The organism is Pseudomonas sp. BJa3, assembly GCF_026343815.1.
Classification (GTDB): domain Bacteria; phylum Pseudomonadota; class Gammaproteobacteria; order Pseudomonadales; family Pseudomonadaceae; genus Aquipseudomonas; species Aquipseudomonas soli.
Genome location: NZ_JAOXMC010000008.1, coordinates 167,716 through 193,680, shown reverse-complemented (window position 1 = coordinate 193,680; position 25,965 = coordinate 167,716). Strand labels below are relative to the sequence as shown.

Sequence of the window (25,965 nt, the reverse complement as noted above, 5' to 3'; positions counted from 1 at the left end):
CTGTAAGGCCCTGAATGTCTGATCTCTCCGCACACACCCCGATGATGCAGCAATACTGGAAGCTGAAAAACCAGCACCCGGACCAGCTGATGTTCTACCGCATGGGCGACTTCTACGAGATCTTCTACGAAGATGCGAAGAAAGCCGCAAAGCTGCTGGATATCACCCTGACCGCCCGCGGGCAGTCGGCGGGCCAGTCGATTCCCATGTGCGGGATTCCGTTCCACTCGCTCGAAGGCTACCTGGCCAAGCTGGTCAAGCTCGGCGAGTCGGTGGTGATCTGCGAGCAGATCGGCGACCCGGCTACCAGCAAGGGCCCGGTGGAGCGCCAGGTGGTGCGCATCATCACCCCGGGCACGATCAGCGACGAGGCGTTGCTCGATGAGCGTCGCGACAACCTGATTGCCGCCTTGCTCGGCGATGAGCGGCTGTTCGGCCTGGCGGTGCTGGACATCACCAGCGGCAATTTCACCGTGCAGGAGATCAAGGGCTGGGAGAACCTGCTGGCCGAGCTCGAGCGCATCAACCCGGTGGAGCTGCTGATCCCGGATGACTGGCCACAGGGCCTGCCAGCGGAGAAGCGCCGTGGCGCCCGGCGCCGCGCCCCCTGGGACTTCGACCGTGATTCGGCACGCAAGAGCCTTTGCCAGCAGTTCGCCACCCAGGACCTCAAGGGCTTTGGCTGCGACAAGCTGACCCTGGCCATTGGCGCCGCCGGCTGCCTGCTGAGCTACGCCAAGGAAACCCAGCGCACCGCACTGCCCCACCTGCGCAGCCTGCGTCACGAGCGCCTGGACGACACCGTCATCCTCGATGCCGCCAGCCGCCGCAACCTGGAGCTGGACATCAACCTGGCCGGTGGCCGCGACAACACCCTGCAATCGGTGATCGACCGCTGCCAGACCGCCATGGCCAGCCGCCTGCTGACCCGCTGGCTGAACCGTCCGCTGCGCGACCTGAAGGTGCTCAAGGCACGCCAGGACTCGATCCGCTGCCTGCTCGACGGCTACCGCTTCGAAAAGCTGCAGCCGCAGCTCAAGGAAATCGGCGACATCGAGCGGATTCTCGCGCGTATCGGCCTGCGCAACGCCCGCCCGCGTGACCTGGCACGCCTGCGCGACGCCCTTGGCGCACTGCCCGAGCTGCAGAACGCCATGGCCGAGCTGGAGGCTCCGCACCTGGCGCGCCTGGCGGCGATCACCGGCACCTACCCGGAGCTGGCCGGCCTGCTGGAGCGGGCTATCATCGACAACCCGCCGGCGGTGATCCGCGACGGTGGCGTGCTCAAGACCGGCTACGACAGCGAACTGGACGAACTGCTGTCGATCAGCGAGAACGCCGGCCAGTTCCTCATCGACCTGGAAGCCCGTGAGAAGGCCCGCACGGGCCTGGCCAACCTCAAGGTCGGCTACAACCGCGTGCATGGCTATTTCATCGAGCTGCCGACCAAGCAGGCCGAACAGGCTCCCGCCGACTATATCCGCCGGCAGACGCTCAAAGGCGCTGAACGCTTCATCACCCCCGAGCTGAAGACGTTCGAGGACAAGGCGCTGTCGGCCAAGAGCCGTGCCCTGGCTCGCGAGAAGATGCTCTACGATGCCTTGCTCGAAACGTTGATCGGGCACCTGGCGCCACTGCAGGACAGCGCCGCGGCGCTGGCCGAGCTGGATGTGCTGAGCAACCTGGGCGAACGCGCCCTGAACCTGGACCTGAACTGCCCAAGCTTCGTCGACGAGCCGTGCCTGCGCATCGAGCAGGGCCGCCACCCGGTGGTCGAGCAGGTGTTGACCACGCCGTTCGTGGCCAACGACCTGGGCCTGGACGACAGCACGCGCATGCTGATCATCACCGGCCCGAACATGGGCGGTAAGTCCACCTACATGCGCCAGACCGCGCTGATCGTGCTGCTGGCGCATATCGGCAGCTTCGTCCCGGCAGCCGCCTGCGAACTGTCGCCGGTGGACCGTATCTTCACCCGTATCGGCTCCAGCGACGACCTGGCCGGCGGGCGCTCGACCTTCATGGTCGAGATGAGCGAAACCGCCAACATCCTGCACAACGCCACCGACCGCAGCCTGGTGCTGATGGACGAAGTCGGCCGCGGCACCAGTACCTTCGATGGCCTGTCGCTGGCCTGGGCCGCCGCCGAACGCCTAGCCCAACTGCGCGCCTACACATTGTTCGCCACCCACTACTTCGAACTGACCGTGCTGCCGGACAGCGAGCCGCTGGTGGCCAACGTGCACTTGAATGCTACCGAGCACAATGAACGCATCGTGTTCCTGCACCATGTGCTGCCGGGCCCCGCAAGCCAGAGCTACGGCCTGGCCGTGGCGCAACTGGCGGGCGTGCCGGCGGCGGTGATCCAGCGGGCCCGCGAGCACCTGGGCCGGCTGGAGACCACCAGCCTGCCCCATGAAGCGCCAGTTACAACGCCGCGGGACAATATGCCCCACGTGCCCCACCAGAGCGACTTGTTCGCCAGCCTGCCACACCCGGCCATCGAGAAGCTGGGCAAGCTGGAGCTGGATGACATGACGCCGCGCCAAGCTATCGAAATGCTATATCAACTGAAAAACCTGTTATAACGGCCCACCGCGCAAGCTGGTAGAATCCGGCGCGGTTTGCGAAGGCTGCAGGTTATTAGCCTGGTCTGCAGCCAGCACCGTGAACCGCGCTGCCCTGGAAGGAAGGGCAAGCTGCCGTCGCCTGAGGAGAGAATTAGAAATGACCTTCGTCGTCACCGACAACTGCATCAAATGCAAGTACACCGACTGCGTGGAAGTCTGTCCGGTGGACTGCTTCTACGAAGGCCCGAACTTCCTGGTGATTCACCCGGATGAATGCATCGACTGTGCGCTGTGCGAGCCTGAGTGCCCGGCCCAGGCGATTTTCTCGGAAGACGAAGTGCCGTCCGGCATGGAGAACTTCATCGAGCTGAACGCCGAGCTGGCCGAGATCTGGCCGAACATCACCGAAAAGAAAGACGCCCTGGCGGACGCCGAAGAGTGGGATGGCAAGCCTGGCAAGATCGCTGATCTTGAGCGCTGACAGCGCCCAGGTACGAAAAAGGCCCGCGAGGGCCTTTTTTCATTTTCAGCAGGCAAAAAAAGGGGCGGTTTGACCCGCCCACATTTTTTCCGTAGTCCCTGTATGTCCCAATCATCATCCTGATGAATCGCGTCCCGCGATGTCCTTGGCCATCATCCTTGAGAGCCTGTGTCAGTCCGTAGACACAGTTCGAATACTAGCGATTCCCCGCCTTGCTACAAGCAGCGAATATCTCAGGATGATTCAGGCGAAACATCTTCTGATATTTATAAAAATTATATATTTCATGCACTTAGAAAAAGTATGCCATTAGAAACGACATTGATTTACTGATCCCTACAGCGATCACTTACATGATGAGTAAGCGAATGCTTACACGCGATACTACGAGGGTGGCGAAATAAACACTTTTGCTGAGGGTGTCATGGACTCCTCCCTCCTCAATGCCGCCCTCGCCAACGGTCAAGCCCCAGCAGTACCAGCCCGATGGCCCAGAACCCTGCCAGCACCCCCACCGCATTCGTCAGCACCTGCCCATAGCCAAGCCGCGCCACGTCGACGAACGGATAGGGATAGACGCCGATCTCATGCCCGCGCAGCAGCACGAAGGCAAAATACAGCATCGGATACAGCGCCCAGGCTGCCAGATGCCAGAGCCGCAGCCGCCCCTTAGGTACCTCGAACCACCAGTACAGGATGAACAGCAGCGGCATCACGTCGTGCAGCAACTCGTCCGCCAGCCACTGCCAGCCCTGGGGTTGCCATAGGTGTCGCAGCAATAGGCTATACGCCAGCGCCACCAGCACGATACTGGCCGCAACGCACGAGCTGATCGCCGGGGAAAGAAACCAGCGCCTGGCCGCCGAATCACGACCAAACGCGGCATGGCTCAGCACCGTGGCCACCAGCGTATTGCTGAGCACGGTGAAATAGCAGAACAGGTTGACCATCCCGCCGATCAGGCTGGCCTGTTCCTGCCAACGTGCCAGCAGTACCAGGTACAGCTGGATCGCCAATCCCGCCCAGCCAAGAACGGCCGCCAGGGCAAGCCAAGGCCGGCGCGGCATCAGCCTTTGCGCTGCAGCTTCACGTAAAGCTGCTCGACCTTCTCCCGGGCCCAGGGGGTCTTGCGCAGGAAGGTCAGGCTCGACTTGATCGTCGGGTCGCTTTTGAAGCAGCGGATATCGATGCGTTCGGCCAGGCCCTGCCACTGATAGTGCGCCACCAGCTCGGTGAGGATCTGTTCGAGGGTCTTGCCGTGCAGCGCGTTATGGTTGGCCGTGCTCATGCAGTGCTCCAGGTTCGGGAAGGTGCGCACCTTACACGAGTGTAGCGAGCGGGTGGGATCGAGGTTGCTTGGCCCGCCACAGCCCGGCTGAAGACGATGCAAAAACCACTGGCAAGCACGGAAAGTCTTGTGCTGAAATAGTTATGTTATATTGTAACAACACAAAGAATCTGCCAAGGAACGCCACATCCCCATGCGTCACATGCCGCTGCACCTCTCCCCCCTTGCCGTCGCGCTCTGGCTGGCCTCGACTTCCAGCCAGGCGGTGGAACTGCAACCCCAGGTAATTACCGCCAACCCATTGGGCAACGCCCAGCTGGCCGCCCCCACCACCGTCCTTGAAGGCGATAACCTGCTGCAGCAGCAACAGGGCAGCCTCGGCGAGACCCTCAACAAACAGCCTGGTGTTGCCTCCACCTGGTTCGGCCCCGGCGCCAGCCGCCCGGTGATCCGCGGCCTGGACGGTGACCGCATTCGCATCCTGCGCAACGGCGTCGGCGCCCTGGATGCCTCGTCGCTGTCCTACGACCACGCCGTGCCGCTGGACCCGGTGACCGTCGAGCGGGTCGAGATCGTCCGCGGCCCGGCCGCCCTGCTCTATGGCGGCAACGCCATTGGCGGGGTGGTCAACACCTTCGACAACCGCATCCCCGACGCGCCCATCGACGGCATCCATGGCGCCGGCGAGCTGCGCTACGGCGGTGCCGACACCACACGCAGCAGTGCCGGCAAACTGGAGGCCGGCAACGGCACCTTCGCCCTGCACCTGGATGCCAACAGTCGCCAGTTCAACGACCTGCGCATCCCCGGCTATGCCCGCAGCTCGAAGGTGCGCGACGCCGACGAGCCCGGTAGTAAGCACCGCCTGAAGAACAGCGACGGACGCCAGGACGGCGGTGCGATAGGCGGTTCCTATCATTGGGATCACGGCTATACCGGCCTGTCCTACAGCCGCTATGACAGCAACTACGGCTCGGTAGCCGAGCCCGGCGTGCGCCTGGACATGCAGCAGGACCACTACGGCTTCGCCTCGGAGCTGCGCGATCTCGACGGACCATTCAGCTCGGTGAAGGTCGATGCCGGCTACACCGACTACCAGCACCGTGAAATCGAAAGCGGTGAAGTGCACACTACCTTCAAGAACAAGGGCTACGAAGCACGCATCGAAGCCCGCCACCAGCCGCTGGGCCCGGTCGAGGGCGTGATCGGTGCACAGGTCAGCCGCAACGAGTTCTCCGCACTGGGCGAGGAAGCCTTTGTCCCGCACACCGATACCGACAGCCTGGCGCTGTTCCTGCTCGAGCAATGGCAGGCCACCGAGCGCCTGAACCTGAGCCTGGGCGCGCGCATGGAACATACCCGGGTCGATCCGGATGCCAAGGGCAACGAAACATTTGCAGGAGCCGATAGCGCCAGCAGCTTCAATGCCTTCAGTCTGTCATCGGGCGCGGTGTACCAGCTCGACCCGGTCTGGTCGCTGGCCGCCAACCTCGGCTATACCGAGCGCGCGCCGACCTTCTACGAGCTGTATGCCAACGGCGCCCATGTGGCGACCGGCGCCTACGAGATCGGTGACCCGAACCTGAACAAGGAAAAAGCCATCTCCGGCGACCTGGCCCTGCGCTTCGACAACGGCACCCACAAGGGCAGCGTCGGTGTGTTCTACAGCCATTTTCGCAACTACATCGGCCTGATCGGCACCGGCAACCTGCGTGAAGGGCATGATCACGACCATGGCGACGATCATGACCATGATCACGATCACGGTGATATCCCCGAGTATGCCTACCAGGGTGTGCGCGCACGCTTCTACGGTATCGAGGCCCAGGACCGCTGGAAGTTGCTGGAGAATCGCTACGGCAGCTTCGCCCTGGAACTGTCCGGCGACTACACCCGGGCCAAGAACCTCGACAGCGGCGAGCCGCTGCCACGTATCGCACCACTGCGCCTGAACAGCGGCCTAGTCTGGGAACTGGATCGCTGGCAGGCACGGGTCGATGTGCAGCATGCCGCGTCGCAACGGCGCAAACCGGCCAACGAAACCGGCACCGACGGCTACACCACCCTCGGCGCAAGCGTGGGGTATCGCTTCGACATCGGCCAGAGTGAATGGCTGGCGTTCGTACGCGGCGAGAACCTCACCGACCAGACCGTGCGCTATGCCAGTTCGATCCTGCGCGATATCGCGCCGGCGCCGGGGCGTAGTGTGCAGGTTGGCTTGCGTACCTCGTTCTGACGGCATCGTAGGGTGAGCCCTCTCCCACCGTGGGGTGGGCTACCCCTCGATGGGACGACTGTTACCCCATCGGCAACAATCCCCTGCGACATTTTGTCTTTTTTTCTTACAACTTCCCCTATATCCTCCCCGCCGCAAGCTGAATCGCTTCACTCGATACCCATCGCAGCCATTTCCCTTCGAAGACCTCGCACTTCGTTGCGCTTGCCGTTTCCTCAACAATCAAAAGATAGCGCTATCTCATGCTCCAGCTGCCCACTACCCGCTACTCCGGCCTCGCCCTCGCCACCCTGCTCGGTGCCCTTTCCCCTACCACCAGTGCTGGCGAAATGTTCGCTAAGGACTCGAAGTGGATGCTCGGCGACTGGGGTGGTACCCGCAGTGAACTGCTGGAAAAGGGCTACGACTTCACCCTTGGCTACACCGGCGAGATGGGCAGCAACCTGCACGGCGGCTACAGCCACGACCGCGCCGCACGCTACAGCGACCAGTTCACCTTCGGCGTGAACATGGACCTGCAGAAGATCCTCGGCTGGCACGACACCGAAGTGCAGCTGACCGTCACCGAACGCCACGGCAACAACATCAGCAACGACCGCATTAACGACCCGCGCGTCGGCGGCTTTACCTCGGCCCAGGAAGTCTGGGGCCGTGGCCAGACCTGGCGCCTGACCCAGATGTGGATCAAGCAGAAATACTTCGATGGCGCGCTGGACGTGAAATTCGGCCGCTTCGGCGAGGGCGAGGACTTCAACAGCTTCCCCTGCGACTTCCAGAACCTGGCGTTCTGCGGCTCGCAGGTGGGCAACTGGGTAGGCGGCATCTGGTACAACTGGCCGGTCAGCCAGTGGGCCCTGCGCGTGCGCTACAACCTCGATAACGCGCTCTACGCCCAGGTCGGGGTGTTCGAGCAGAACCCCTCGAACCTCGAGAGCGGCAACGGCTTCAAGCTCAGCGGCAGCGGCACCCAGGGCGCGGTGATGCCGATCGAACTGGTCTGGAGCCCGCGGGTCAATGGCCTGAAAGGGGAATATCGCGCCGGCTACTACTACAGTAATGCCAAGGCACAGGATGTACTCAAGGACAGCAACGGTACGCCCGCCGCCATCAGCGGCGCCGCCTATCGCAGCAGCTCGAGCAAGCACGGCCTGTGGTTCGGCGCCCAGCAGCAGGTGACCGCGCTGGCCTCCGACCAGTCCCGCGGCCTGAGCCTGTTCGCCAACGCCACGGTGCACGACAAGAAGACCAATGCCATCGACAACTATGTGCAGGCAGGTGTGGTTTACAAAGGGCCGTTCGATGCCCGCGCCAAGGACGACATCGGTTTCGCCCTGGCCCGCGTGCACGTCAACCCCGGTTACCGCAAGAACGCCCGCCTCAGCAACCAGACCAACGGCCTGGACGACTACGACAACCCCGGCTTCCTGCCCGTGCAGGACACCGAGTACAGCGCCGAACTCTATTACGGCATCCACCTGGCCGACTGGCTCACCGTACGCCCGAACGTGCAGTACATCCGCCATCCGGGCGGGGTGTCGCGGGTCGACGACGCGTTGATCGGCGGCCTGAAGATCCAGAGCAGTTTCTAACCCGACCCTTTCACACTACGGAGAACAGACGATGAGCACTGACGGTGCCAAGAATGGAACCCGCTGGCTACCGCGCCTGATGGGCGTGCTGCTGCTGCTGATGGGCCTGGCCCTGCTGGCCGGCGGCATCAAGCTGAGCCAGCTGGGCGGCTCGCTTTACTACCTGATTGCCGGTATCGGCTTCGCCCTGTCCGGCATCCTGCTGCTGGCCAAGCGGCGCATCGCCCTGGGCCTGTATGGCCTGGTACTGCTGGGCAGCACCGCCTGGGCGCTGCTGGAAGTGGGCCTGGACTGGTGGCAGCTGGTGCCGCGCCTGGCCATCTGGTTCGCCATCGGCGTGGTCCTGCTGCTGCCGTGGGCGCGCCGCCCGCTGGTCGGCCCTGCGTCCAAGGTCAACACCGCCCTGCTCAGCGTCGCCGTGGTCGCCTCCGGCGCCACTGCCGTGGCCAGCCAGTTCACTCACCCGGGCGAAATCCGTGGCGAGTTCACCCGCGACAACAGCGAGATGGGCAGCGCCGCCCCGGCCATGCCCGACGGTGAATGGCAGGCCTACGGCCGCACCGAGCACGGCGACCGCTACTCGCCGCTACGCCAGATCACACCGCAGAACGCCTACCGCCTGGAAGAGGCCTGGCGTATCCGCACCGGCGACCTGCCGACCGAGAACGACCCGGTGGAGCTGACCAACCAGAACACGCCGCTGAAGGTCAACGGCATGCTCTACGCCTGCACCGCCCACAGCCGCCTGCTGGCGCTGGACCCGGACACCGGCGCCGAGATCTGGCGCTTTGATCCGCAGGTCAAGAGCCCCACCGGCACTTTCAAGGGCTTCGCCCACATGACCTGCCGCGGCGTCTCGTACTATGACGAGAACAACTACGTCAGCCGTGATGGCAGCCCCGCGCCGAAGATCACCGACGCAGGCCAGGCCGTGGCCCAGGCCTGCCCGCGCCGCCTCTACCTGCCCACCGCCGACGCCCGCCTGATCGCCATCAACGCCGACAATGGCAAGGTCTGCGAAGGCTTCGCCAACCAGGGCGTGATCGACCTGACCCGTGGCATCGGCCCGTTCACCGCCGGTGGTTACTACTCCACTTCCCCGGCCGCGATCACCCGCAGCCTGGTGATCATCGGTGGCCACGTCACCGACAATGAGTCGACCAACGAGCCGTCCGGCGTGATCCGCGCCTACGACGTGCACGACGGCCACCTGGTGTGGAACTGGGACAGCAACAACCCCGACGACACCAAGCCCCTGGCCGACGGCAAGTTCTACAGCCGCAACTCGGCCAACATGTGGTCGATCGCCAGCGTCGACGAAGACCTCGGCATGATCTACCTGCCGCTGGGCAACCAGACCCCTGACCAGTGGGGCGCCGACCGCACCCCGGGCGCCGAGAAGTACAGCGCCGGCATCGTCGCCCTGGACCTGGCCACCGGCAAGGCGCGCTGGAACTACCAGTTCACCCACCACGACCTGTGGGACATGGACGTCGGCAGCCAGCCCACCCTGGTGCACCTGAAGACCGACGACGGCGTCAAGCCGGCGGTCATCGTGCCGACCAAGCAAGGCAGCCTGTACGTGCTCGACCGCCGCGACGGCACGCCGATCGTGCCGATCCGCGAGATCCCGGTACCCCAAGGCGCGGTCAAGGGCGACCATACCGCGCCGACCCAGGCCCGTTCCGACCTCAACCTGCTCGGCCCTGACCTGACCGAACAGGCCATGTGGGGCGCCACGCCGTTCGACCAGATGCTCTGCCGCATCCAGTTCCGCAGCCTGCGCTACGAAGGCCAGTACACCCCGCCGTCCGAGCAGGGCAGCCTGGTCTACCCAGGCAACGTCGGCGTGTTCAACTGGGGCAGCGTCTCGGTCGACCCGGTGCGCCAGATCCTCTTCACCTCGCCGAACTACATGGCTTTCGTGTCGAAGATGGTCCCACGCGAGCAGGTCGCCGAAGGCAGCAAGCGCGAAAGCGAGACCAGCGGCGTGCAGCCGAACACAGGTGCGCCGTACGCCGTGACCATGCACCCGTTCATGTCGCCACTGGGCATTCCGTGCCAGGCGCCGGCCTGGGGCTACGTGGCAGCCATCGACCTGTTCACCAACAAAGTGGTGTGGAAGCACAAGAACGGCACCACCCGTGACAGCACCCCGGTGCCGATCGGCATGCCGGTGGGCGTGCCAAGCATGGGTGGCTCGATCGTCACTGCCGGCGGCGTCGGCTTCCTCAGCGGCACCCTGGACCAGTACCTGCGCGCCTACGACGTGAAGAACGGCCAGGAGCTGTGGAAGGCTCGCCTGCCGGCCGGCGGCCAGGCCACGCCGATGAGCTACACCGGCAAGGATGGCAAGCAGTACGTGCTGGTAACCGCCGGCGGCCATGGCTCGCTCGGTACGAAAATGGGCGACTACATCATCGCTTACAAATTGGCTGAGTAAGCGTCACGCCTGTCGCGGGGCAAGCCCGCTCCCATCGAGGGAGCGGGCTTGCCCCGCTATTGTTTCCCCCGCAGTTCTCCCCCCTTCGTCTACCATTGAAACCTGCCAACCACCGCCCCATCTAAGCACCATAGCCATTCACGCAGGTGCCCCATGAGCGACCAGCAGGATTTCCCGGAACACCCCGACGAACACAGCGAAGTCGAACATCTCGATCCCTCGACCGCACCCGGTCACCATCTCGCCCTGCCCGGCCAGCAGCTGCCGGACAAGGTCTACGTGATCCCGATCCACAACCGCCCGTTCTTCCCCGCGCAAGTGCTGCCGGTGATCGTCAATGAAGAACCTTGGGCCGAAACCCTCGACTTGGTCGCCAAGACCCCGCACCACTCCCTGGCGCTGTTCTTCATGGACACCCCGCCGGAAGACCACCGCCACTTCGACACCAAGGCCCTGCCCGAATACGGCACCCTGGTGAAGGTGCACCACGCCAGCCGCGAAGGCGGCAAGCTGCAGTTCGTCGCCCAGGGCCTGACCCGCGTGCGCATCCGCACCTGGCTCAAGCACCACCGCCCGCCCTACCTGGTGGAGGTCGACTACCCACGCCAGCCGGCGGAGCCCACCGACGAGGTGAAAGCCTACGGCATGGCCCTGATCAACGCGATCAAGGAGCTGCTGCCGCTCAACCCGCTGTACAGCGAAGAGCTGAAGAACTACCTCAACCGCTTCAGCCCCAACGATCCGTCACCACTGACCGACTTCGCCGCCGCCCTCACCTCGGCCACTGGCAACCAGCTGCAGGAAGTGCTCGATTGCGTGCCCATGCTCAAGCGCATGGAAAAGGTCCTGCCGATGCTGCGCAAGGAGGTCGAGGTCGCCCGCCTGCAGAACGAGATCTCCGCCGAGGTAAACCGCCAGATCGGCGAGCACCAACGCGAATTCTTCCTCAAGGAACAGCTCAAGGTCATCCAGCAGGAGCTGGGCCTGACCAAGGACGACCGCAGCGCCGACGTGGAGCAGTTCCAGCAGCGCCTGGCGGGCAAGACCCTGCCCGAGCAGGCGAAAAAACGTATCGACGAAGAGATGGGCAAGCTGGCGATCCTCGAGACCGGCTCGCCGGAGTATGCCGTCACCCGCAACTACCTGGAGTGGGCCACCGCCCTGCCCTGGGGTGTGTACGGCAAGGACAAGCTCGACCTCAAGCACGCGCGCAAGGTACTCGACCGCCACCACGCCGGGCTCGACGACATCAAGGAACGCATCCTCGAGTTCCTCGCCGTCGGCGCCTGGAAGGGTGAGATCAGCGGCTCCATCGTGCTGCTGGTGGGCCCGCCCGGGGTGGGCAAGACCAGCATCGGCAAGTCCATCGCCGAATCCCTGGGCCGGCCGTTCTACCGGTTCAGCGTCGGCGGCATGCGCGACGAGGCCGAGATCAAGGGCCACCGCCGCACCTACATCGGCGCCCAGCCGGGCAAGCTGGTGCAGGCGCTGAAGGAGGTCGAGGTGATGAACCCGGTGATCATGCTCGACGAGATCGACAAGATGGGCCAGAGCTACCAGGGCGACCCAGCCTCGGCGCTGCTGGAAACCCTCGACCCGGAACAGAACGTCGACTTCCTCGACCACTACCTGGACCTGCGCCTGGACCTGTCCAAGGTGCTGTTCGTCTGCACCGCCAACACCCTGGACTCGATCCCCGGCCCCTTGCTCGATCGCATGGAAGTGATCCGCCTGTCCGGCTATATCACCGAAGAAAAGCTGGCCATCGCCAAGCGCCACCTGTGGCCCAAGCAGCTGGACAAGGCCGGCGTGGCCAAGACCAGCCTGAGCATCAACGACGCCGCGCTGCGTGCGGTGATCGAGGGCTATGCCCGCGAAGCCGGGGTGCGTCAGCTGGAGAAACAGCTGGGCAAGCTGGTGCGCAAGTCGGTGGTCAAACTGCTGGAAGACCCGGACGCCAAGCTCAAGATCGCCGCCAAGGACCTCGAGCCCGCCCTGGGCATGCCGGTGTTCCGCAGCGAGCAGGTGCTGGCCGGTAAGGGTGTTATCACCGGTCTTGCCTGGACCAGCATGGGCGGCGCCACCCTGCCGATCGAGGCCACGCATATCCACAGCCTCAACCGCGGCCTCAAGCTCACCGGGCAGTTGGGTGACGTGATGAAGGAATCGGCAGAGATCGCCTACAGCTATATCAGTTCGAACCTCAAGCAGTTCGGTGGCACCCCCGGCTACTTCAACGAGGCGTTCATCCACCTGCACGTGCCCGAGGGCGCCACGCCGAAGGACGGCCCCAGCGCCGGTGTGACCATGGCCAGCGCCCTGCTGTCGCTGGCCCGCGACCAGGCGCCGAAGAAAGGCGTGGCCATGACCGGCGAGCTGACCCTGACCGGCCAGGTGCTGCCGATCGGCGGGGTGCGCGAGAAAGTGATCGCCGCGCGGCGCCAGAAGATCTTCGAGCTGATCCTGCCGGAGGCCAACCGTGGCGATTTCGAAGAATTGCCTGACTACCTGAAGGAAGGGCTGAGCGTGCACTTTGCCAAGCGCTTTGCCGACGTGGCGAAAGTATTGTTCTAAAGAGGACGGGGCCGCGTTGCGGCCCTATCGCCGGCAAGCCGGCTCCCACAAAGTGCAGGATGTATCCTACTTGTGGGAGCCGGCTTGCCGGCGATAGGGCGCGCGTAGACCACACAAACTTGCGACAGCTTCGGTTATCCTCAGGCCATTCCAGCTTCAGGAGCCAACATGACCCTCCCTCGCCTGCTCGTTCCCGCCGCCCTGGCCCTGCTCACCGCTTGCGCCCAGCAACCGCAACGCACCGTCGAACTGGACGGCGAAAGCGAATGCCCAAAGCGCCTGCAGGTCGGCCAGACCCTGACCCTCACCCTGCCCAGCAACCCCACCACCGGCTACCGCTGGCTGCTGCAGAACCCGGCTTCGGAGATCCTGCGCAGCCTTGGCCCCGAGGTATACAGTTCTCCGGAGCAAGCTGGCATCGTCGGCAGCGGTGGCCTGTCCAGCTGGCGCTTCCAGGCCAAGGCCGCCGGCGAGGGCCATCTGATCCTGGTCTACCAGCAGCCCTGGGCCCCGGAAGTACGTCCGGTACAGACCTTCGATTGCGCCATTCGGGTCAACTGAGCGAACGGCGCCGGTCAGCCAGTCATGCAAGCTTGCCGTGGTTTGGCTAGAATGCCGCCCCTGTAGATTGCCAGCCGCCTGGACCCACCGTGAGCAAACAACCCGACCGCCTATTCGCCCAACCCCTGGAGCAGGTGCCCGACTTCGTCTTCAACGAAGACGTGGTGCAGGTGTTCCCGGACATGATCAAGCGTTCGGTGCCCGGTTACCCGACCATCGTCGAGAACCTCGGCGTGCTGGCCGCGCGCTTCGCCCAGCCGGGCTCCGCACTGTACGACCTCGGCGCCTCGCTGGGCGCGGTGACCCAGGCGCTGCGTCGCCACGTGCGCGCGGACGGCTGCCGGGTGATCGCGGTGGATAACTCCGCGGCCATGGTCGAGCGCTGCCGCCAGTACCTCACCGCCCAGGACTCGATGTTCCAGGAGTTGCTGCCGGTGCAGGTGCTGGAGGCCGATATTCTCGCCCTGCCCTTCGAGCCGGCCTCTGTGGTGGCGATGAACTTCACCCTGCAGTTCGTCGCTCCCGAACAGCGCCTGGACCTGCTTGCCCGCATCCGCCCGGCACTTTTGCCGGGCGGCGCGTTGATTCTCTCGGAGAAACTGCGCTTCACCGACGCCCAGGAGCAGGAACTGCTCAACGAACTGCACCTGGACTTCAAGCGTGCCAATGGCTACAGCGAACTGGAAATCGCCCAGAAGCGCAGCGCCATCGAGAACGTGATGAAACCCGACACCCTGGAAACCCATGAAGCGCGCCTGCGCGCCGCCGGCTTCTCCAAGGTCGTGCCCTGGTTCCAATGCCTCAACTTCGCCTCGCTGATAGCCCTGCCATGATCGATCTGTCCCCCCTTGTCCGCCGCCTGGCGGGCACCCCCCTTGCCACCTGGTCCCAAGGCCTGCAGGCGCAACTCGAGAGCAAGCTGGAAAAAGGCCACGGCGACCTCGATCGCTGGCGCGGCGCCCTCGACGCACTGCCGCATCTGACCCCGAGCGAAGTCGACCTGGTCGACGGCCTGCGCCTGGACTGCGACTGCGACGACGCCACCCGGGCGCAGATGCGCCAGGCGCTGATGGGCCTGTCGCCCTGGCGCAAGGGCCCGTTCGACCTGTTCGGCGTGCATGTCGATACCGAATGGCGCTCGGACTGGAAATGGTCGCGGGTCGGCCCGCACCTGGACCTCAAGGGCAAGCGCGTGCTCGACGTGGGCTGCGGCAACGGCTACTACCAGTGGCGCATGCTCGGCGCCGGCGCCGACATGGTCATCGGCGTCGACCCCAACTGGTTGTTCTTCTGCCAGTTCCAGGCCGTGCAGCAATACCTGCCGGACTTGCCGGCGTGGCACCTGCCGTTCGCCCTCGAAGAGCTGCCGGCCAACCTCGAAGGTTTCGACACCGTGTTCTCCATGGGCGTGTTCTACCACCGCCGCTCGCCCATCGAGCACCTGCTGGCGCTCAAGGATTGCTTGGTCAAGGGTGGCGAGCTGGTGCTGGAAACCCTGGTGATCGAGGGCGACGAAAACCAGGTGCTGGTACCCGAGGACCGCTACGCGCAGATGCGCAACGTATGGTTCCTGCCGTCGGTGCCGGCCCTGGAGCGCTGGCTGCGCCGCGCCGGTTTCAGCGATGTGCGCTGTGTCGATGTCAGCGTCACCAGCGTCGAGGAACAACGCAGCACCGAGTGGATGCGCTATCAGTCACTGGGCGACTTCCTCGACCCGAACGACCACGGCAGGACCATCGAAGGCCTGCCGGCACCACGCCGCGCCACATTGCTGGCGCGCAAATAAAAAAAGGCGCCCGCTAGGGCGCCGAGGCTCACCTGCGCCGAGGAGCTGTGGCGGCGCAGGCGTGTGGTGCTCAATCCTTGGCCAGCTCGCGGGCCTTCTCTTCTGCCTTGCGCTCGCGCTCGGCCACAGCTTGCTGCTTGTCGCCGTGCAAACGCGCCTGATCCTCGCGGAAGGCTTGCCAGAATTGCTTCGAACGCTCCGCGCCACCCTCGGCGAAAATGCTGGTGCTGCCCAGGGCGAGGATCGCCAGCAGCAGGTACTTGGTCAGGTTCATCGTGCTTGCCTCGTGATAACCGTTTCGACAGGGCCATCATCGCAAGCGGGAGCTAACGCCAAGGTGAGGCAGACATTACAGTCCTGAAATCCCCGCCGTACCACGTGGGAGCGGGCTTGCCCCGCGATTGCGACAAGCCTGTCGCGCATATGACCCACAGATTACAAATCAGCAATCCTCCTCTTTTCGCCATTCGCATCCAGTAACATTCCCGCCGCTTGACCCTGATGTCACTACAGGGTCGAGAATCGCCCCCTTTCCACACAGAGCCCGACCATGCGCCTACTGATCATCGAGGACGAACCACGCACCGCCGACTACCTGCAACAGGGCCTGCGCGAGAACGGGTATGTGGTCGACTGCGCCTCCAGCGGCACCGATGGTCTGCACTTGGCCCGCCAGCAGCCCTACGATCTGGTGATCCTTGACGTCAACCTGCCCGGGCTCGATGGTTGGGGCGTGCTGCAGCGCCTGCGCGCCGAATCCTCCACGCGGATCATGATGCTCACCGCCCACGGCCGTCTCGCCGATCGCGTCAAGGGGCTGGACCTGGGCGCAGACGACTACCTGCTGAAGCCGTTCGAATTCCCCGAGCTGCTGGCGCGTATCCGCAGCCTGCTGCGGCGCAACGACCAGCGCCTGCAGCCGAGCACCTTGAAGGTCGCCGACCTCGAACTCGATCCTGGCCGCCACCGCGCCTGGCGCGGCGGCCAGCGCATCGACCTGACCGCCAAGGAGTTCGCCCTGCTGCACCTGTTGATGCGCCAGAGCGGCGAGGTGCTGTCACGCACCCAGATCATCTCGCTGGTGTGGGACATGAACTTCGACTGCGACACCAACGTGGTGGAGGTATCGATCCGCCGCCTGCGGGCGAAGATCGACGACCCCTTCGACGACAAGCTGATCCACACCCTGCGCGGCGTCGGCTATGTGCTAGAGGCGCGGACGTGAAGCGCCCCAGCCTGTCGTTGCGCCTGGGCCTGGGCGTCACCCTGCTGGGCGCGGCGCTGGTGCTGCTGCTGGCGTGCCTTGCGGTATTTGCCCTGGACCACGAACTGGATAGCCGGGCGCGCAAGGACCTGACGCGCAAGATGCAGCAAGTCGAGCACAACCTGCGCGTAGACCTGCGAAGCGACGACCTGGGCGCCCGCGCCCACCCATTGCTCGATCTGGTCATGGGCCACGACAACCTCAGCCTCAGTGTGATCGCCATCAATGGCCGTCATCCGGCACTGCTCAGCCTGGGCCCGGCCATGCAGTCCCAGCATTTGCTGAACCTGGAAGCGGACGAGCGGCTGACCTTCCATGCCTGGCGCGACGACGGCGACAATCAGATCCTCACCGCCAGCCGATTGATGCGCCTGCGCGACGACACCCCGGTCAAGGTGTTGATGTCGCTCAACCGCAGCGACGACAACAGCCTGCTGCAAGCCTATCTGCACTCGACGCTACTGGCCCTGCCGTTGCTGCTGGTGCTGATCGGCATCGCCGCCTGGAAGCTGGTGCAGCGCGGCCTGCGTCCGTTGCGGCACTTCCGCCGGATCGCCGGGCAGGTTTCGGCCCAGGACCTTACTCACCGGCTGCCTGATGAGGGCCTGCCCAGCGAGCTGGCCGACCTCGCGCGCGCCATCAACATCATGCTCGACCGGCTCGACCAAGGTGTGCGCCAGCTATCGCAGTTCTCCGACGACCTGGCCCACGAGCTGCGCACGCCCATCGGCAACCTGATGGGCAAGGCCCAGGTGACCCTGGCCCGTGAGCGTGACGGCGACAAGTACCGCGAAGCCCTCGAAGACAGCGTCGAGGAGCTGACCCGCCTCAGCCGCATCATCAACGACATGCTGTTCCTCGCCCAGGTCAGCCAGCCGCAGACCCAGGTTGCCCTGGCGCCCCTGACGTTGGCCGACGAAGTGGCACGGGTGAGTGAACTGTTCGCCTTCAGTGCCGAGCTCAAGGGCATCTCCCTGCACCTGCAAGGCTGGGGCACGGCCCTGGCGGACCGGTTGATGTTCCAGCGGGCGCTATCCAACCTGCTGAGCAATGCGATTCGCCATGCACCGGAGGGCGAGCCGGTTGCCGTAGGCATCGAGCGGCTGGGCAACGAGATTGCCGTGTGGGTGCAGAACCAGGGCACAGGGATAGAGGAGACCCACCTGCCGCACCTGTTCGAACGCTTTTACCGGGCCGGGGCCGGGCGTTCACGGCTGGAGGGTGGCACCGGGCTGGGGTTGGCGATCGTCAAGTCGATCATGCAATTGCATGGGGGGCGTATCGAGGTCAGGAGCAGCCCTTCGGGCCCTACCCGCTTCACTCTGGTATTTCGAGCGGAGTAAGTGGTTGATGCCAACGGCCTCATCGCCGGCAAGCCGGCTCCCACAGATACTGCGCAGCACTCAAGGCCAGTGCGATCCATGTGGGAGCCGGCTTGCCGGCGATGAGGCCGGTGCAGACGGTCAGAAAATCACCGCGAAGCGGCGACGATCAGCGCTTTCATCTCGGCCACCGCGGCCTTGAAGCCGACGAACAGCGCATGGGCCACCAGCGCATGGCCGATGTTCAGCTCGTTGATGCCCTTGATCGCGGCCACGGCCTCGACGTTGTGGTAATGCAGGCCATGCCCGGCATTGACGATCAGGCCCTGGCCAACACCAAACGCTACGCCATCGACGATGCGCTTGAGCTCCTCGGCGACCTCGGTCGGCGTCTCGGCATCGGCGTAACGGCCGGTGTGCAACTCGATGGCCGGGGCGCCGACACGGCGCGAGGCCTCGATCTGCCGCTCGTCGGCATCGATGAACAGCGACACCTCGGCACCGGTGCGCGACAGGCGCTCGACCGCCGCCTTGATCCGCGCCTCCTGGCCAGCGACGTCGAGGCCGCCTTCGGTGGTCAGTTCCTGACGGGTTTCCGGCACCAGGCAGATATGCGCCGGGCGGATCTTCTCGGCGAACGCCATCATCTCTTCGGTGACGCCCATCTCGAAGTTCATGCGGGTCTGCAGCACGTCCTTGAGCAGCAGCACATCGCGCTCCTGGATGTGCCGGCGGTCTTCGCGCAGGTGCACGGTGATGCCGTCGGCACCCGCTTCCTCGGCGTCCAGGGCGGCCTTGACCGGATCCGGATAGCGGGTGCCCCGGGCCTGGCGCAGGGTCGCCACGTGGTCGATATTGACACCGAGAAGCATGCGGTTGCTGTGAGTCACGAAGGGGCACTCCTGAAAGTTGAGGGCCACAGCATACGTGCTGCTCAGCGCTTGCGAAACAGTTCCCGGCTGACCAATGGCTTGGGCCCGAGGTGGACCGCCAGTGCCTGGCGCATCAGGCGCTTGGCGGCGAGCAAGGCACCGGGCGCCTCCCAGTCGGCCTGGGCCAGGGCCAGCAGTTCGCCGCCCTTGAACAAACCGGGCTGGAACAGTTCGACCCGCTCGAGGCCGGCGTCCACCTGCAGGCGATAAAGGCCTTCGGCGACCACAGGGCTGTCGTTGACGTCATGTTCAAGCGAGAAGGCGTAACCCAGCTCATCCAGCAGGCGCCATTCGAAGGAGCGCAACAGCGGCTCCAGCGCACGCCCGGCGGCCAGGGCCTGCAAAGTCAGGGTGTAGTGCTCGAACAGTGCCGGGTGCGGCGCCTCGGCGGGCAGCAGGCGCATCAGCAGCTCGTTGAGGTACAGACCGCTGAACAGCGCGTCACCGTGCAACCAGGCGGCAATGCCGACGGCATCCAGGCGGCCGACGTTCTTCAACTCGCCGCGCCCGCGCAGCTCCACCTCCAGCGGCACGAACGGCCGCACCAGGCTGCCGCCCTTGCCCCGCGCCCGGCGCAGTACGGCGCGTACCTTGCCTTGCGGGGTAAGAAAGTCCACCAGCGCACTGGTTTCCTTGTAGGCGCGGCTGTGCAGCACGTAGGCCGGCTGGGGGGTGGGTTGGTCCATCAGCGATTTCTCGACGTCATAAATGACTGTGGGAGCGGCGGTGCGGCGACCCGACTTGTCCCGCGATAGCTTTCGCGGGACAAGTCCGGCCGCCGCACCGCCGCTCCCACAAGAGGCACGGGCCCGGTCGGGGTGTTACAGGTCGCCGTAACCCAGCGAACGCAGGGCGCGCTCGTCGTCGGACCAGCCGCCTTTGACCTTGACCCACAGGTTGAGCATGACCTTGGAGTCGAAAAGCACTTCCATGTCCTTGCGCGCCTCGGAGCCAATGCGCTTGATGCGCTCGCCCTTGTCGCCAATGATGATCTTCTTCTGCCCGTCGCGTTCAACCAGGATCAACGCATGGATGTGCAGCACATGGCCCTGCTGCTTGAACTCCTCGATCTCCACGGTGATCTGGTACGGCAGCTCGGCACCGAGCTGACGCATGATCTTCTCGCGCACCAGCTCGGCGGCAAGGAAACGGCTGCTCCGGTCGGTGATCTGGTCTTCCGGGAAGAAGTGATCGTTCTCGGGCAGGTGCTTGGCGATCTGTGCTTCCAGCGCTTCGAGGTTGTGCCCCTGCTGCGCGGAAATCGGCATCACCTCGGCGTTCGGCAGCTGCTCTTGCAGCCACTGCAGGTGCGGGATCAGCTCGGCCTTCTCTTCCATGCGGTCGGTTTTGTTGACCGCGATGATCAGCGGGCCGGTCACGTACTGCACGCGCTCCAGCACCAACTGGTCTTCGTCGGTCCACTTGGTGCGGTCGACCACGAAGATCACCACGTCGACATCCTTCAGGGCTGCCGAGGCGTTGCGGTTCATGTAGCGGTTCAGCGCCTTGTCGTTGGCCTTGTGCATGCCGGGGGTGTCGACGTAGATCGCCTGCACGTCACCCTCGGTCTTGATCCCGAGCATGTTGTGACGGGTGGTCTGCGGCTTGCGCGAGGTGATCGCCAGCTTCTGACCGAGGATGTGGTTGAGCAGCGTGGACTTGCCCACGTTGGGGCGACCGACAATGGCAACATAGCCGCAGCGGGTCGAAGTATTCTCAGTCATTGCCATTCTCCACGCCCAGGGCGATCAATGCGGCGGCGGCGGCGACCTGCTCGGCGATACGCCGGCTCACGCCCTGGCCGCGGCTTTTCTTGTTCAGCAGGACCACTTCGCATTCGACGAAGAAGGTCCGGCAGTGCGGTTCGCCCTGGATATCCACCACTTCGTAACGTGGCAACTCGCAGGCACGCGACTGCAGGAACTCCTGCAGGCGCGTCTTGGGGTCCTTGTTGGTGTCGACCAGGGTCAGGCCATCGAACTCGTCGGTCAGCCAGGCGAGGATTCGCTCGCGCGCGGTCTGCATGTCGGCGTCCTGGTAGATCGCACCGATCAGGGCCTCGAGGGCGTCGGCAAGAATCGACTCGCGACGAAAACCACCGCTTTTCAACTCACCCGAGCCCAGGCGCAGGTATTCGCCCAGGTCGAAGCCGCGGGCCAGCCGCGCCAGGGTCTCGCCCTTGACCAGACGGGCGCGAAGACGCGACAACTGGCCTTCACGCGCCTGCGGGAAGCGCTCGAACAGCGCCTCGCCGACCACGAAGTTGAGGATGGCATCGCCAAGGAACTCCAGGCGCTCGTTATTGCGCCCGGCGTAGCTGCGATGGGTCAGGGCCAGCAGCATCTGGTCCTGGTTCTTGAAGGTGTAGCCGAGCTTGCGCTCCAGGCGTGCAAGGGAACCACTCATGGGGCCACCCCGGCAATGTTCAACGCGTTGTTCAAATCAACATCCTGAAAGACGGTTTGACTGTGGTCAGACGCCGGCAACGGCGAAAGCCTCGCTCCCTGAGAACACAGCCTATGTCAGAAATGCAATCGGCGCCGTCCGTGGACAGCGCCGTCGTTACTCAATGGATCAGCCCGACCCGCGACAGGTTCGGGAAGTGGCTGAGTTTCGGCTCTGGCCAGCTCATCCAGACCGCGAAGGCCTTGCCGACGATGTTCCGGTCCGGAACCATGCCGTGCAGTTCCTTGGGAATGTTCGGATCATCCCAGAAACGGCTGTCGTTGGAGTTGTCGCGGTTGTCACCCATCATGAAGTAGTGACCGGCCGGCACGGTCCATTGCTGGTCCGGCGGCATGCGGTAGCGGGTCATTTCCTTGCGGATCAGGTGCTCGGCTTCACCGAGCTTCTCCTTGTACAGCTCGGCGCTGCCCAGGGTGCCCGGCTCGCTGCCGACCAACTGCTCGGCAATCGCCTGGCCATTGACGAACAGGCGCTTGTCGGCGGTGTAGCGGATCACATCGCCCGGCAGGCCGACCACACGCTTGATGTAGTTGACGTTGGGGTCGCTCGGGTAGCGGAACACCATCACATCCCCGCGCTGCGGATCACCCACCTCGATGACCTTCTTGTCGATCACCGGCAGGCGAATGCCGTAGGAGAACTTGTTCACCAGGATGAAGTCGCCCACTTCCAGCGTCGGCTTCATCGACCCCGACGGGATCTGGAACGGCTCGACCAGGAAGGAGCGCAGCACCAGCACGATGAACAGCACCGGGAAGAACGACTTGCCGTACTCAACCAGCAACGGTTCCTTGTTCAGGCGTTCGACCACGGCCATTTCGGGTTGGCTGACGCTGCCCTGGTAGTTGGCGATCGCCGCACGCCGGCGCGGGGCCAGGAACAGCAGGTCGAGCAGACCCAACAGACCGCAGACGGCAACGGCGATGACGAGCAACAGCGGGAAATTTAGCGACATAGGACCTAGCTATCCAACCTGAGCACAGCGAGGAAGGCTTCCTGTGGAATTTCCACGTTACCCACCTGCTTCATGCGTTTCTTACCGGCCTTCTGCTTCTCCAGCAGCTTCTTCTTACGGCTGACGTCACCGCCGTAGCACTTAGCCAGTACGTTCTTTCTGAGCGCCTTGACGGTTGTCCGCGCGATGATCTGGCCGCCGATAGCTGCCTGGATCGCCACGTCGAACATCTGCCGAGGGATCAGTTCCTTCATCTTTTCGGTCAACGCACGGCCTTTGTAGGCGGCGTTGTCGCGGTGCACGATCAGGGCCAGGGCATCGACCTTGTCGCCGTTGATCAGCACGTCCAGCTTGACCAGGTTGGCCGACTGGTAGCGGTCGAAATGGTAGTCCAGCGACGCGTAGCCGCGGCTGGTGGACTTGAGCCGGTCGAAGAAGTCCAGGACCACTTCGTTCATCGGCATGTCGTAGCGCACCTGCACCTGGCTGCCGAGGAACTGCATGTCGCGCTGCACGCCACGCTTCTCGATGCACAGGGTGATGACGTTGCCCAGGTGCTCCTGCGGAACCAGGATGGTCGCGGTGACGATCGGCTCGCGGAAGTCGGTGACGGACGAGACGTCCGGCAGCTTCGATGGGTTGTCGACGACGATGGTCTCGCCGGTCTTGAGCTCGAGCTCGTAGATCACGCTTGGCGCGGTGGTGATCAGGTCCAGGTCGTATTCGCGCTCCAGGCGCTCCTGGATGATCTCCATGTGCAGCATGCCGAGGAAGCCGCAACGGAAGCCGAAGCCCAGGGCGTCGGAGCTTTCCGGCATGTATTGCAGCGACGAGTCGTTCAGGGTCAGCTTCTGCAGGGCGTCGCGGAAGTCCTCGAAATCGTCGGAGCTGACCGGGAACAGACCCGCGTAGACCTGCGGCTGGATCTTCTTGAAGCCCGCCAGCATTTCGACTTCCGGGGTGCTGGACAGGGTCAGGGTGTCACCGACCGGCGCGCCGTGAATGTCCTTGATGCTGGCGATGATGAAGCCCACTTCACCGGCTTTCAGATCGGCGGTCTGGGTGTGTTTCGGGGTGAACACGCCGACGCTGTCGACCAGGTGCACCTTGCCGGTGGACTTGACCAGGATCTTGTCGCCTTTCTTCACGCGGCCCTGGCGCACACGCACCAGCGAGACCACGCCCAGGTAGTTGTCGAACCAGGAGTCGATGATCAGTGCCTGCAGCGGTGCATCGATCTCACCGGTCGGTGCGGGAATGGTATGTACCAGGCGCTCGAGCACCTCGTCGACGCCCATGCCGCTCTTGGCACTGCACGCCACGGCGTCGGTAGCGTCGATGCCGATGATCTTCTCGATCTCGTCCTTGACGCGGTCCGGGTCAGCCTGGGGCAGGTCCATCTTGTTCAGCACGGGCATGACTTCCAGGCCCTGCTCGATGGCGGTGTAGCAGTTGGCCACCGACTGCGCCTCGACGCCCTGGCCGGCATCGACCACCAGCAGCGCGCCCTCGCACGCCGCCAGCGAGCGCGAGACTTCATAGGTGAAGTCGACATGGCCGGGGGTGTCGATGAAGTTCAGCTGGTAGGTTTTACCATCCTGCGCCTTGTAGTGCAGCGTGACGCTGTGGGCCTTGATGGTGATACCGCGTTCGCGCTCCAGGTCCATGGAGTCGAGGACCTGGGCTTCCATTTCGCGCGCCGACAGGCCACCGCACATCTGGATGAAACGGTCGGCCAGCGTCGACTTGCCATGGTCGATGTGGGCGATGATGGAGAAATTGCGGATATGACTCAAATCACTCACGGGTCAACACTCGAAAAGGCTGCGAGCCGGACGCCCGCCGAAAAATAGCCGGGAATTGTACCTCAAGCCGCGGGGATATGGGAGATTCCTCTATCGGGCTGTATACAAGCTGCATGGCAGCAGGCCGCCACGGACAGCGGACGCCTGCCCATTCATAGAAAAGGGCAGCCGAAGCTGCCCTTTTCCTACCTTTCATCCAGCTTATTCAGCCAGCTTGAAGGTGATGAAGCTGGCGCGCCCCTGGCGCAGCACGCGCATGGACACTGAACGGTTCTTCGGCAGGTCCTTGGCAATCTCGGTGAACTGCTTGGCCGAGGCAATGGCCTGGTTGTTCAGGTGGCTGATCACATCGCCCGGACGCAGGCCGATCATGGCCGCAGGGCCATCCTGGACTTCCTTGATGACCACACCGCCCTTGAGTTCGAGCGACTTTTTCTGCTCGGCGCTCAGGTCGGCGACAGAGACGCCCAGGCGGTTGCTGCTGCGTTCGGCACTGCCATCGGCACCGGCACCCATGCCGATGTCGGCGTCATCCTCGGGCAATGCGCCGATGGTGACATCCAGGTTCTGGCGCTTGCCGTTGCGGATGATCTCGAGCTTGGCTTTCTCGCCATCCTTCAGGCTGCCCACCAGGTGCGGCAGGTCGGCGGACATGACGATCGGCTGGCCATTCATGCTCAGAATGACATCGCCCACCTGCAGGCCGCCCTTGGCTGCCGGCCCGTTCTCCAGGACCTGTGCCACCAGGGCGCCGGCCGGCTTGTCCAGGCCGAAGGATTCGGCCAGATCTTTGTTGACCTCCTGGATCACCACGCCCAGCCAGCCGCGGCTGACCTTGCCGTCTTTCTTCAGCTGGTTCGACACATCGATCGCCACGTCGATCGGGATGGCGAACGACAGCCCCATGAAGCCGCCGGAACGGGTGAAGATCTGCGAGTTGATGCCCACCACCTCGCCTTTCATGTTGAACAGCGGGCCACCGGAGTTCCCCGGGTTGATCGCCACGTCGGTCTGGATGAACGGCACATAGGTGTCGTTAGGCAACGTTCGGCCCTTGGCGCTGACGATACCCTTGGTCACCGAGTGGTCGAAGCCGAACGGCGAACCGATGGCCAGCACCCATTCGCCTACCTTGAGCTTTTCCGAATCGCCCAGCTTCACGGTCGGCAGGTTCTTGCCGTCGACCTTGAGCAGAGCCACGTCGGTGCGTGGGTCGGTGCCCACCAGCTTGGCCTGCAGCTCACTGCGGTCGGACAGGCGAACGATGATCTCGTCGGCGTCGGCTACCACATGATTGTTGGTCAGCACGTAACCGTCGCTGGAAATGATGAAGCCAGATCCCAGAGACTGCGCTTCACGCTGGCGATCACCGCGTGGGGAGCGCGGCTGCTGCGGCATGTTGCGCTCGAAGAACTCGCGGAACATCGGCGGCAGGCCTTCGAGGTCGGGCATCTGCCCGGCGGCAACGCGGCGGTCCGGCAGTTTCTGCTTGGTACTGATGTTGACCACTGCCGGCGAGGCCTGCTCGACCAAGGTGGTGAAGTCCGGCAGGGACTCTTCGGCCTGGGCGCTGAGCATCTGGCCGAGCATCAGCACGGCAGCGAACATCGATAGGTAGGTTTTCAAGCGTGGTATTGACATACGGCTCCCGTCACAACGAGCGTAGTTAGCAGTAAGGTTCCCGCAGACGCAG

The 25,965-nt window shown here is 64.2% G+C and carries 21 protein-coding genes; 11 read left to right on the top strand and 10 right to left on the bottom strand.

What is annotated here, in order from left to right; genetic code table 11:
- Nucleotides 1–14: 14 nt before the first annotated feature.
- Nucleotides 15–2,588 carry a DNA mismatch repair protein MutS gene (gene mutS / locus OH705_RS12220; RefSeq protein ID WP_110604900.1) on the top strand — a complete coding sequence of 858 codons (2,574 nt, stop codon included), beginning with the start codon at nt 15–17 and terminating at the stop codon, nt 2,586–2,588.
- Nucleotides 2,589–2,727: 139 nt separating this feature from the next.
- Nucleotides 2,728–3,051, top strand: coding sequence for a ferredoxin FdxA (gene fdxA, locus OH705_RS12215; protein ID WP_023629582.1), 324 nt, complete (start codon nt 2,728–2,730; stop codon nt 3,049–3,051).
- A 440-nt stretch (nt 3,052–3,491) separates the two neighbouring features.
- Here fdxA and OH705_RS12210 read toward each other — a convergent pair whose 3' ends face one another.
- The gene (locus tag OH705_RS12210) at nt 3,492–4,118 is read right to left on the bottom strand and encodes a Pr6Pr family membrane protein (RefSeq protein ID WP_094010117.1); all 627 of its coding nucleotides are present in this window, start codon (nt 4,116–4,118) and stop codon (nt 3,492–3,494) included.
- Nucleotides 4,118–4,339, bottom strand: a complete 222-nt coding sequence (locus OH705_RS12205) for a VF530 family DNA-binding protein (RefSeq protein WP_046856826.1) — start codon at nt 4,337–4,339, stop codon at nt 4,118–4,120. The genes OH705_RS12210 and OH705_RS12205 overlap by 1 nt, the downstream gene beginning before the upstream one ends.
- A 193-nt stretch (nt 4,340–4,532) precedes the next feature.
- Between OH705_RS12205 and OH705_RS12200 the strand changes: the two genes are divergently transcribed.
- The 7 genes from OH705_RS12200 (at nt 4,533) to cmoB (ending at nt 15,528) form a co-directional block, all read left to right on the top strand.
- The gene (locus OH705_RS12200) at nt 4,533–6,575 is read left to right on the top strand and encodes a TonB-dependent receptor (RefSeq protein ID WP_094010118.1); all 2,043 of its coding nucleotides are present in this window, start codon (nt 4,533–4,535) and stop codon (nt 6,573–6,575) included.
- Between the two features lie 242 nt (nt 6,576–6,817).
- Nucleotides 6,818–8,164 (top strand): carbohydrate porin, encoded by a 1,347-nt coding sequence (locus OH705_RS12195; RefSeq protein ID WP_267302290.1) that lies wholly within the window; start codon nt 6,818–6,820, stop codon nt 8,162–8,164.
- 31 nt (nt 8,165–8,195) lie between these two features.
- A complete protein-coding gene (locus tag OH705_RS12190; protein ID WP_094010120.1) occupies nt 8,196–10,607 on the top strand; it encodes a glucose/quinate/shikimate family membrane-bound PQQ-dependent dehydrogenase in 2,412 nt (803 codons plus the stop codon).
- 153 nt (nt 10,608–10,760) lie between these two features.
- Nucleotides 10,761–13,181 (top strand): endopeptidase La, encoded by a 2,421-nt coding sequence (gene lon, locus OH705_RS12185; RefSeq protein ID WP_038705567.1) that lies wholly within the window; start codon nt 10,761–10,763, stop codon nt 13,179–13,181.
- Nucleotides 13,182–13,349: 168 nt separating this feature from the next.
- Nucleotides 13,350–13,742, top strand: coding sequence for a protease inhibitor I42 family protein (locus OH705_RS12180; RefSeq protein WP_023631860.1), 393 nt, complete (start codon nt 13,350–13,352; stop codon nt 13,740–13,742).
- Between the two features lie 89 nt (nt 13,743–13,831).
- Nucleotides 13,832–14,575: a carboxy-S-adenosyl-L-methionine synthase CmoA gene (gene cmoA / locus OH705_RS12175; protein ID WP_267302289.1), complete on the top strand. Its 744-nt coding sequence runs from the start codon at nt 13,832–13,834 to the stop codon at nt 14,573–14,575.
- Entirely contained in the window at nt 14,572–15,528 is a 957-nt protein-coding gene (cmoB, locus tag OH705_RS12170) for a tRNA 5-methoxyuridine(34)/uridine 5-oxyacetic acid(34) synthase CmoB (protein WP_267302288.1), read from the top strand. The genes cmoA and cmoB overlap by 4 nt, the downstream gene beginning before the upstream one ends.
- A gap of 70 nt (nt 15,529–15,598) precedes the next feature.
- Here cmoB and OH705_RS12165 read toward each other — a convergent pair whose 3' ends face one another.
- Nucleotides 15,599–15,802 carry a hypothetical protein gene (locus tag OH705_RS12165; RefSeq protein WP_023631994.1) on the bottom strand — a complete coding sequence of 68 codons (204 nt, stop codon included), beginning with the start codon at nt 15,800–15,802 and terminating at the stop codon, nt 15,599–15,601.
- A gap of 276 nt (nt 15,803–16,078) precedes the next feature.
- Here OH705_RS12165 and OH705_RS12160 point away from each other — a divergent pair, with 276 nt between their 5' ends.
- Nucleotides 16,079–16,753 carry a heavy metal response regulator transcription factor gene (locus OH705_RS12160; protein WP_023631995.1) on the top strand — a complete coding sequence of 225 codons (675 nt, stop codon included), beginning with the start codon at nt 16,079–16,081 and terminating at the stop codon, nt 16,751–16,753.
- Nucleotides 16,750–18,135, top strand: a complete 1,386-nt coding sequence (locus OH705_RS12155) for a heavy metal sensor histidine kinase (protein WP_023631996.1) — start codon at nt 16,750–16,752, stop codon at nt 18,133–18,135. The genes OH705_RS12160 and OH705_RS12155 overlap by 4 nt, the downstream gene beginning before the upstream one ends.
- A 128-nt stretch (nt 18,136–18,263) precedes the next feature.
- Here the strand turns inward: OH705_RS12155 and pdxJ are convergent, their stop codons facing one another.
- From pdxJ to OH705_RS12120, 7 genes are all read right to left on the bottom strand, one after another.
- The gene (pdxJ, locus tag OH705_RS12150) at nt 18,264–18,986 is read right to left on the bottom strand and encodes a pyridoxine 5'-phosphate synthase (RefSeq protein WP_189656959.1); all 723 of its coding nucleotides are present in this window, start codon (nt 18,984–18,986) and stop codon (nt 18,264–18,266) included.
- Between the two features lie 62 nt (nt 18,987–19,048).
- Nucleotides 19,049–19,732 carry a DNA repair protein RecO gene (recO, locus tag OH705_RS12145; RefSeq protein WP_267302287.1) on the bottom strand — a complete coding sequence of 228 codons (684 nt, stop codon included), beginning with the start codon at nt 19,730–19,732 and terminating at the stop codon, nt 19,049–19,051.
- A 135-nt stretch (nt 19,733–19,867) separates the two neighbouring features.
- Nucleotides 19,868–20,770 carry a GTPase Era gene (era, locus tag OH705_RS12140; RefSeq protein WP_031315023.1) on the bottom strand — a complete coding sequence of 301 codons (903 nt, stop codon included), beginning with the start codon at nt 20,768–20,770 and terminating at the stop codon, nt 19,868–19,870.
- Nucleotides 20,763–21,452 (bottom strand): ribonuclease III, encoded by a 690-nt coding sequence (gene rnc / locus OH705_RS12135; RefSeq protein WP_023630413.1) that lies wholly within the window; start codon nt 21,450–21,452, stop codon nt 20,763–20,765. Before rnc ends, era begins: the two co-directional genes overlap by 8 nt.
- A gap of 160 nt (nt 21,453–21,612) precedes the next feature.
- Entirely contained in the window at nt 21,613–22,467 is an 855-nt protein-coding gene (lepB, locus tag OH705_RS12130) for a signal peptidase I (RefSeq protein ID WP_023630414.1), read from the bottom strand.
- A gap of 5 nt (nt 22,468–22,472) precedes the next feature.
- Nucleotides 22,473–24,272: a translation elongation factor 4 gene (lepA, locus tag OH705_RS12125; protein ID WP_038705563.1), complete on the bottom strand. Its 1,800-nt coding sequence runs from the start codon at nt 24,270–24,272 to the stop codon at nt 22,473–22,475.
- A gap of 201 nt (nt 24,273–24,473) precedes the next feature.
- Nucleotides 24,474–25,880: a DegQ family serine endoprotease gene (locus tag OH705_RS12120; protein WP_371041504.1), complete on the bottom strand. Its 1,407-nt coding sequence runs from the start codon at nt 25,878–25,880 to the stop codon at nt 24,474–24,476.
- Nucleotides 25,881–25,965 lie beyond the last annotated feature (85 nt).

Excerpts from the sequence above, each read along its gene's own strand:
- mutS (WP_110604900.1), top strand. The coding sequence starts at position 15 with ATGTCTGATCTCTCCGCACACACCCCGATGATGCAGCAATACTGGAAG.
- fdxA (WP_023629582.1), top strand. The coding sequence starts at position 2,728 with ATGACCTTCGTCGTCACCGACAACTGCATCAAATGCAAGTACACCGAC.
- OH705_RS12210 (WP_094010117.1), bottom strand. The coding sequence starts at position 4,118 with ATGCCGCGCCGGCCTTGGCTTGCCCTGGCGGCCGTTCTTGGCTGGGCG.
- OH705_RS12205 (WP_046856826.1), bottom strand. The coding sequence starts at position 4,339 with ATGAGCACGGCCAACCATAACGCGCTGCACGGCAAGACCCTCGAACAG.
- OH705_RS12200 (WP_094010118.1), top strand. The coding sequence starts at position 4,533 with ATGCGTCACATGCCGCTGCACCTCTCCCCCCTTGCCGTCGCGCTCTGG.
- OH705_RS12195 (WP_267302290.1), top strand. The coding sequence starts at position 6,818 with ATGCTCCAGCTGCCCACTACCCGCTACTCCGGCCTCGCCCTCGCCACC.
- OH705_RS12190 (WP_094010120.1), top strand. The coding sequence starts at position 8,196 with ATGAGCACTGACGGTGCCAAGAATGGAACCCGCTGGCTACCGCGCCTG.
- lon (WP_038705567.1), top strand. The coding sequence starts at position 10,761 with ATGAGCGACCAGCAGGATTTCCCGGAACACCCCGACGAACACAGCGAA.
- OH705_RS12180 (WP_023631860.1), top strand. The coding sequence starts at position 13,350 with ATGACCCTCCCTCGCCTGCTCGTTCCCGCCGCCCTGGCCCTGCTCACC.
- cmoB (WP_267302288.1), top strand. The coding sequence starts at position 14,572 with ATGATCGATCTGTCCCCCCTTGTCCGCCGCCTGGCGGGCACCCCCCTT.
- OH705_RS12165 (WP_023631994.1), bottom strand. The coding sequence starts at position 15,802 with ATGAACCTGACCAAGTACCTGCTGCTGGCGATCCTCGCCCTGGGCAGC.
- OH705_RS12160 (WP_023631995.1), top strand. The coding sequence starts at position 16,079 with ATGCGCCTACTGATCATCGAGGACGAACCACGCACCGCCGACTACCTG.
- pdxJ (WP_189656959.1), bottom strand. The coding sequence starts at position 18,986 with ATGCTTCTCGGTGTCAATATCGACCACGTGGCGACCCTGCGCCAGGCC.
- recO (WP_267302287.1), bottom strand. The coding sequence starts at position 19,732 with ATGGACCAACCCACCCCCCAGCCGGCCTACGTGCTGCACAGCCGCGCC.
- era (WP_031315023.1), bottom strand. The coding sequence starts at position 20,770 with ATGACTGAGAATACTTCGACCCGCTGCGGCTATGTTGCCATTGTCGGT.
- rnc (WP_023630413.1), bottom strand. The coding sequence starts at position 21,452 with ATGAGTGGTTCCCTTGCACGCCTGGAGCGCAAGCTCGGCTACACCTTC.
- lepB (WP_023630414.1), bottom strand. The coding sequence starts at position 22,467 with ATGTCGCTAAATTTCCCGCTGTTGCTCGTCATCGCCGTTGCCGTCTGC.
- OH705_RS12120 (WP_371041504.1), bottom strand. The coding sequence starts at position 25,880 with ATGTTCGCTGCCGTGCTGATGCTCGGCCAGATGCTCAGCGCCCAGGCC.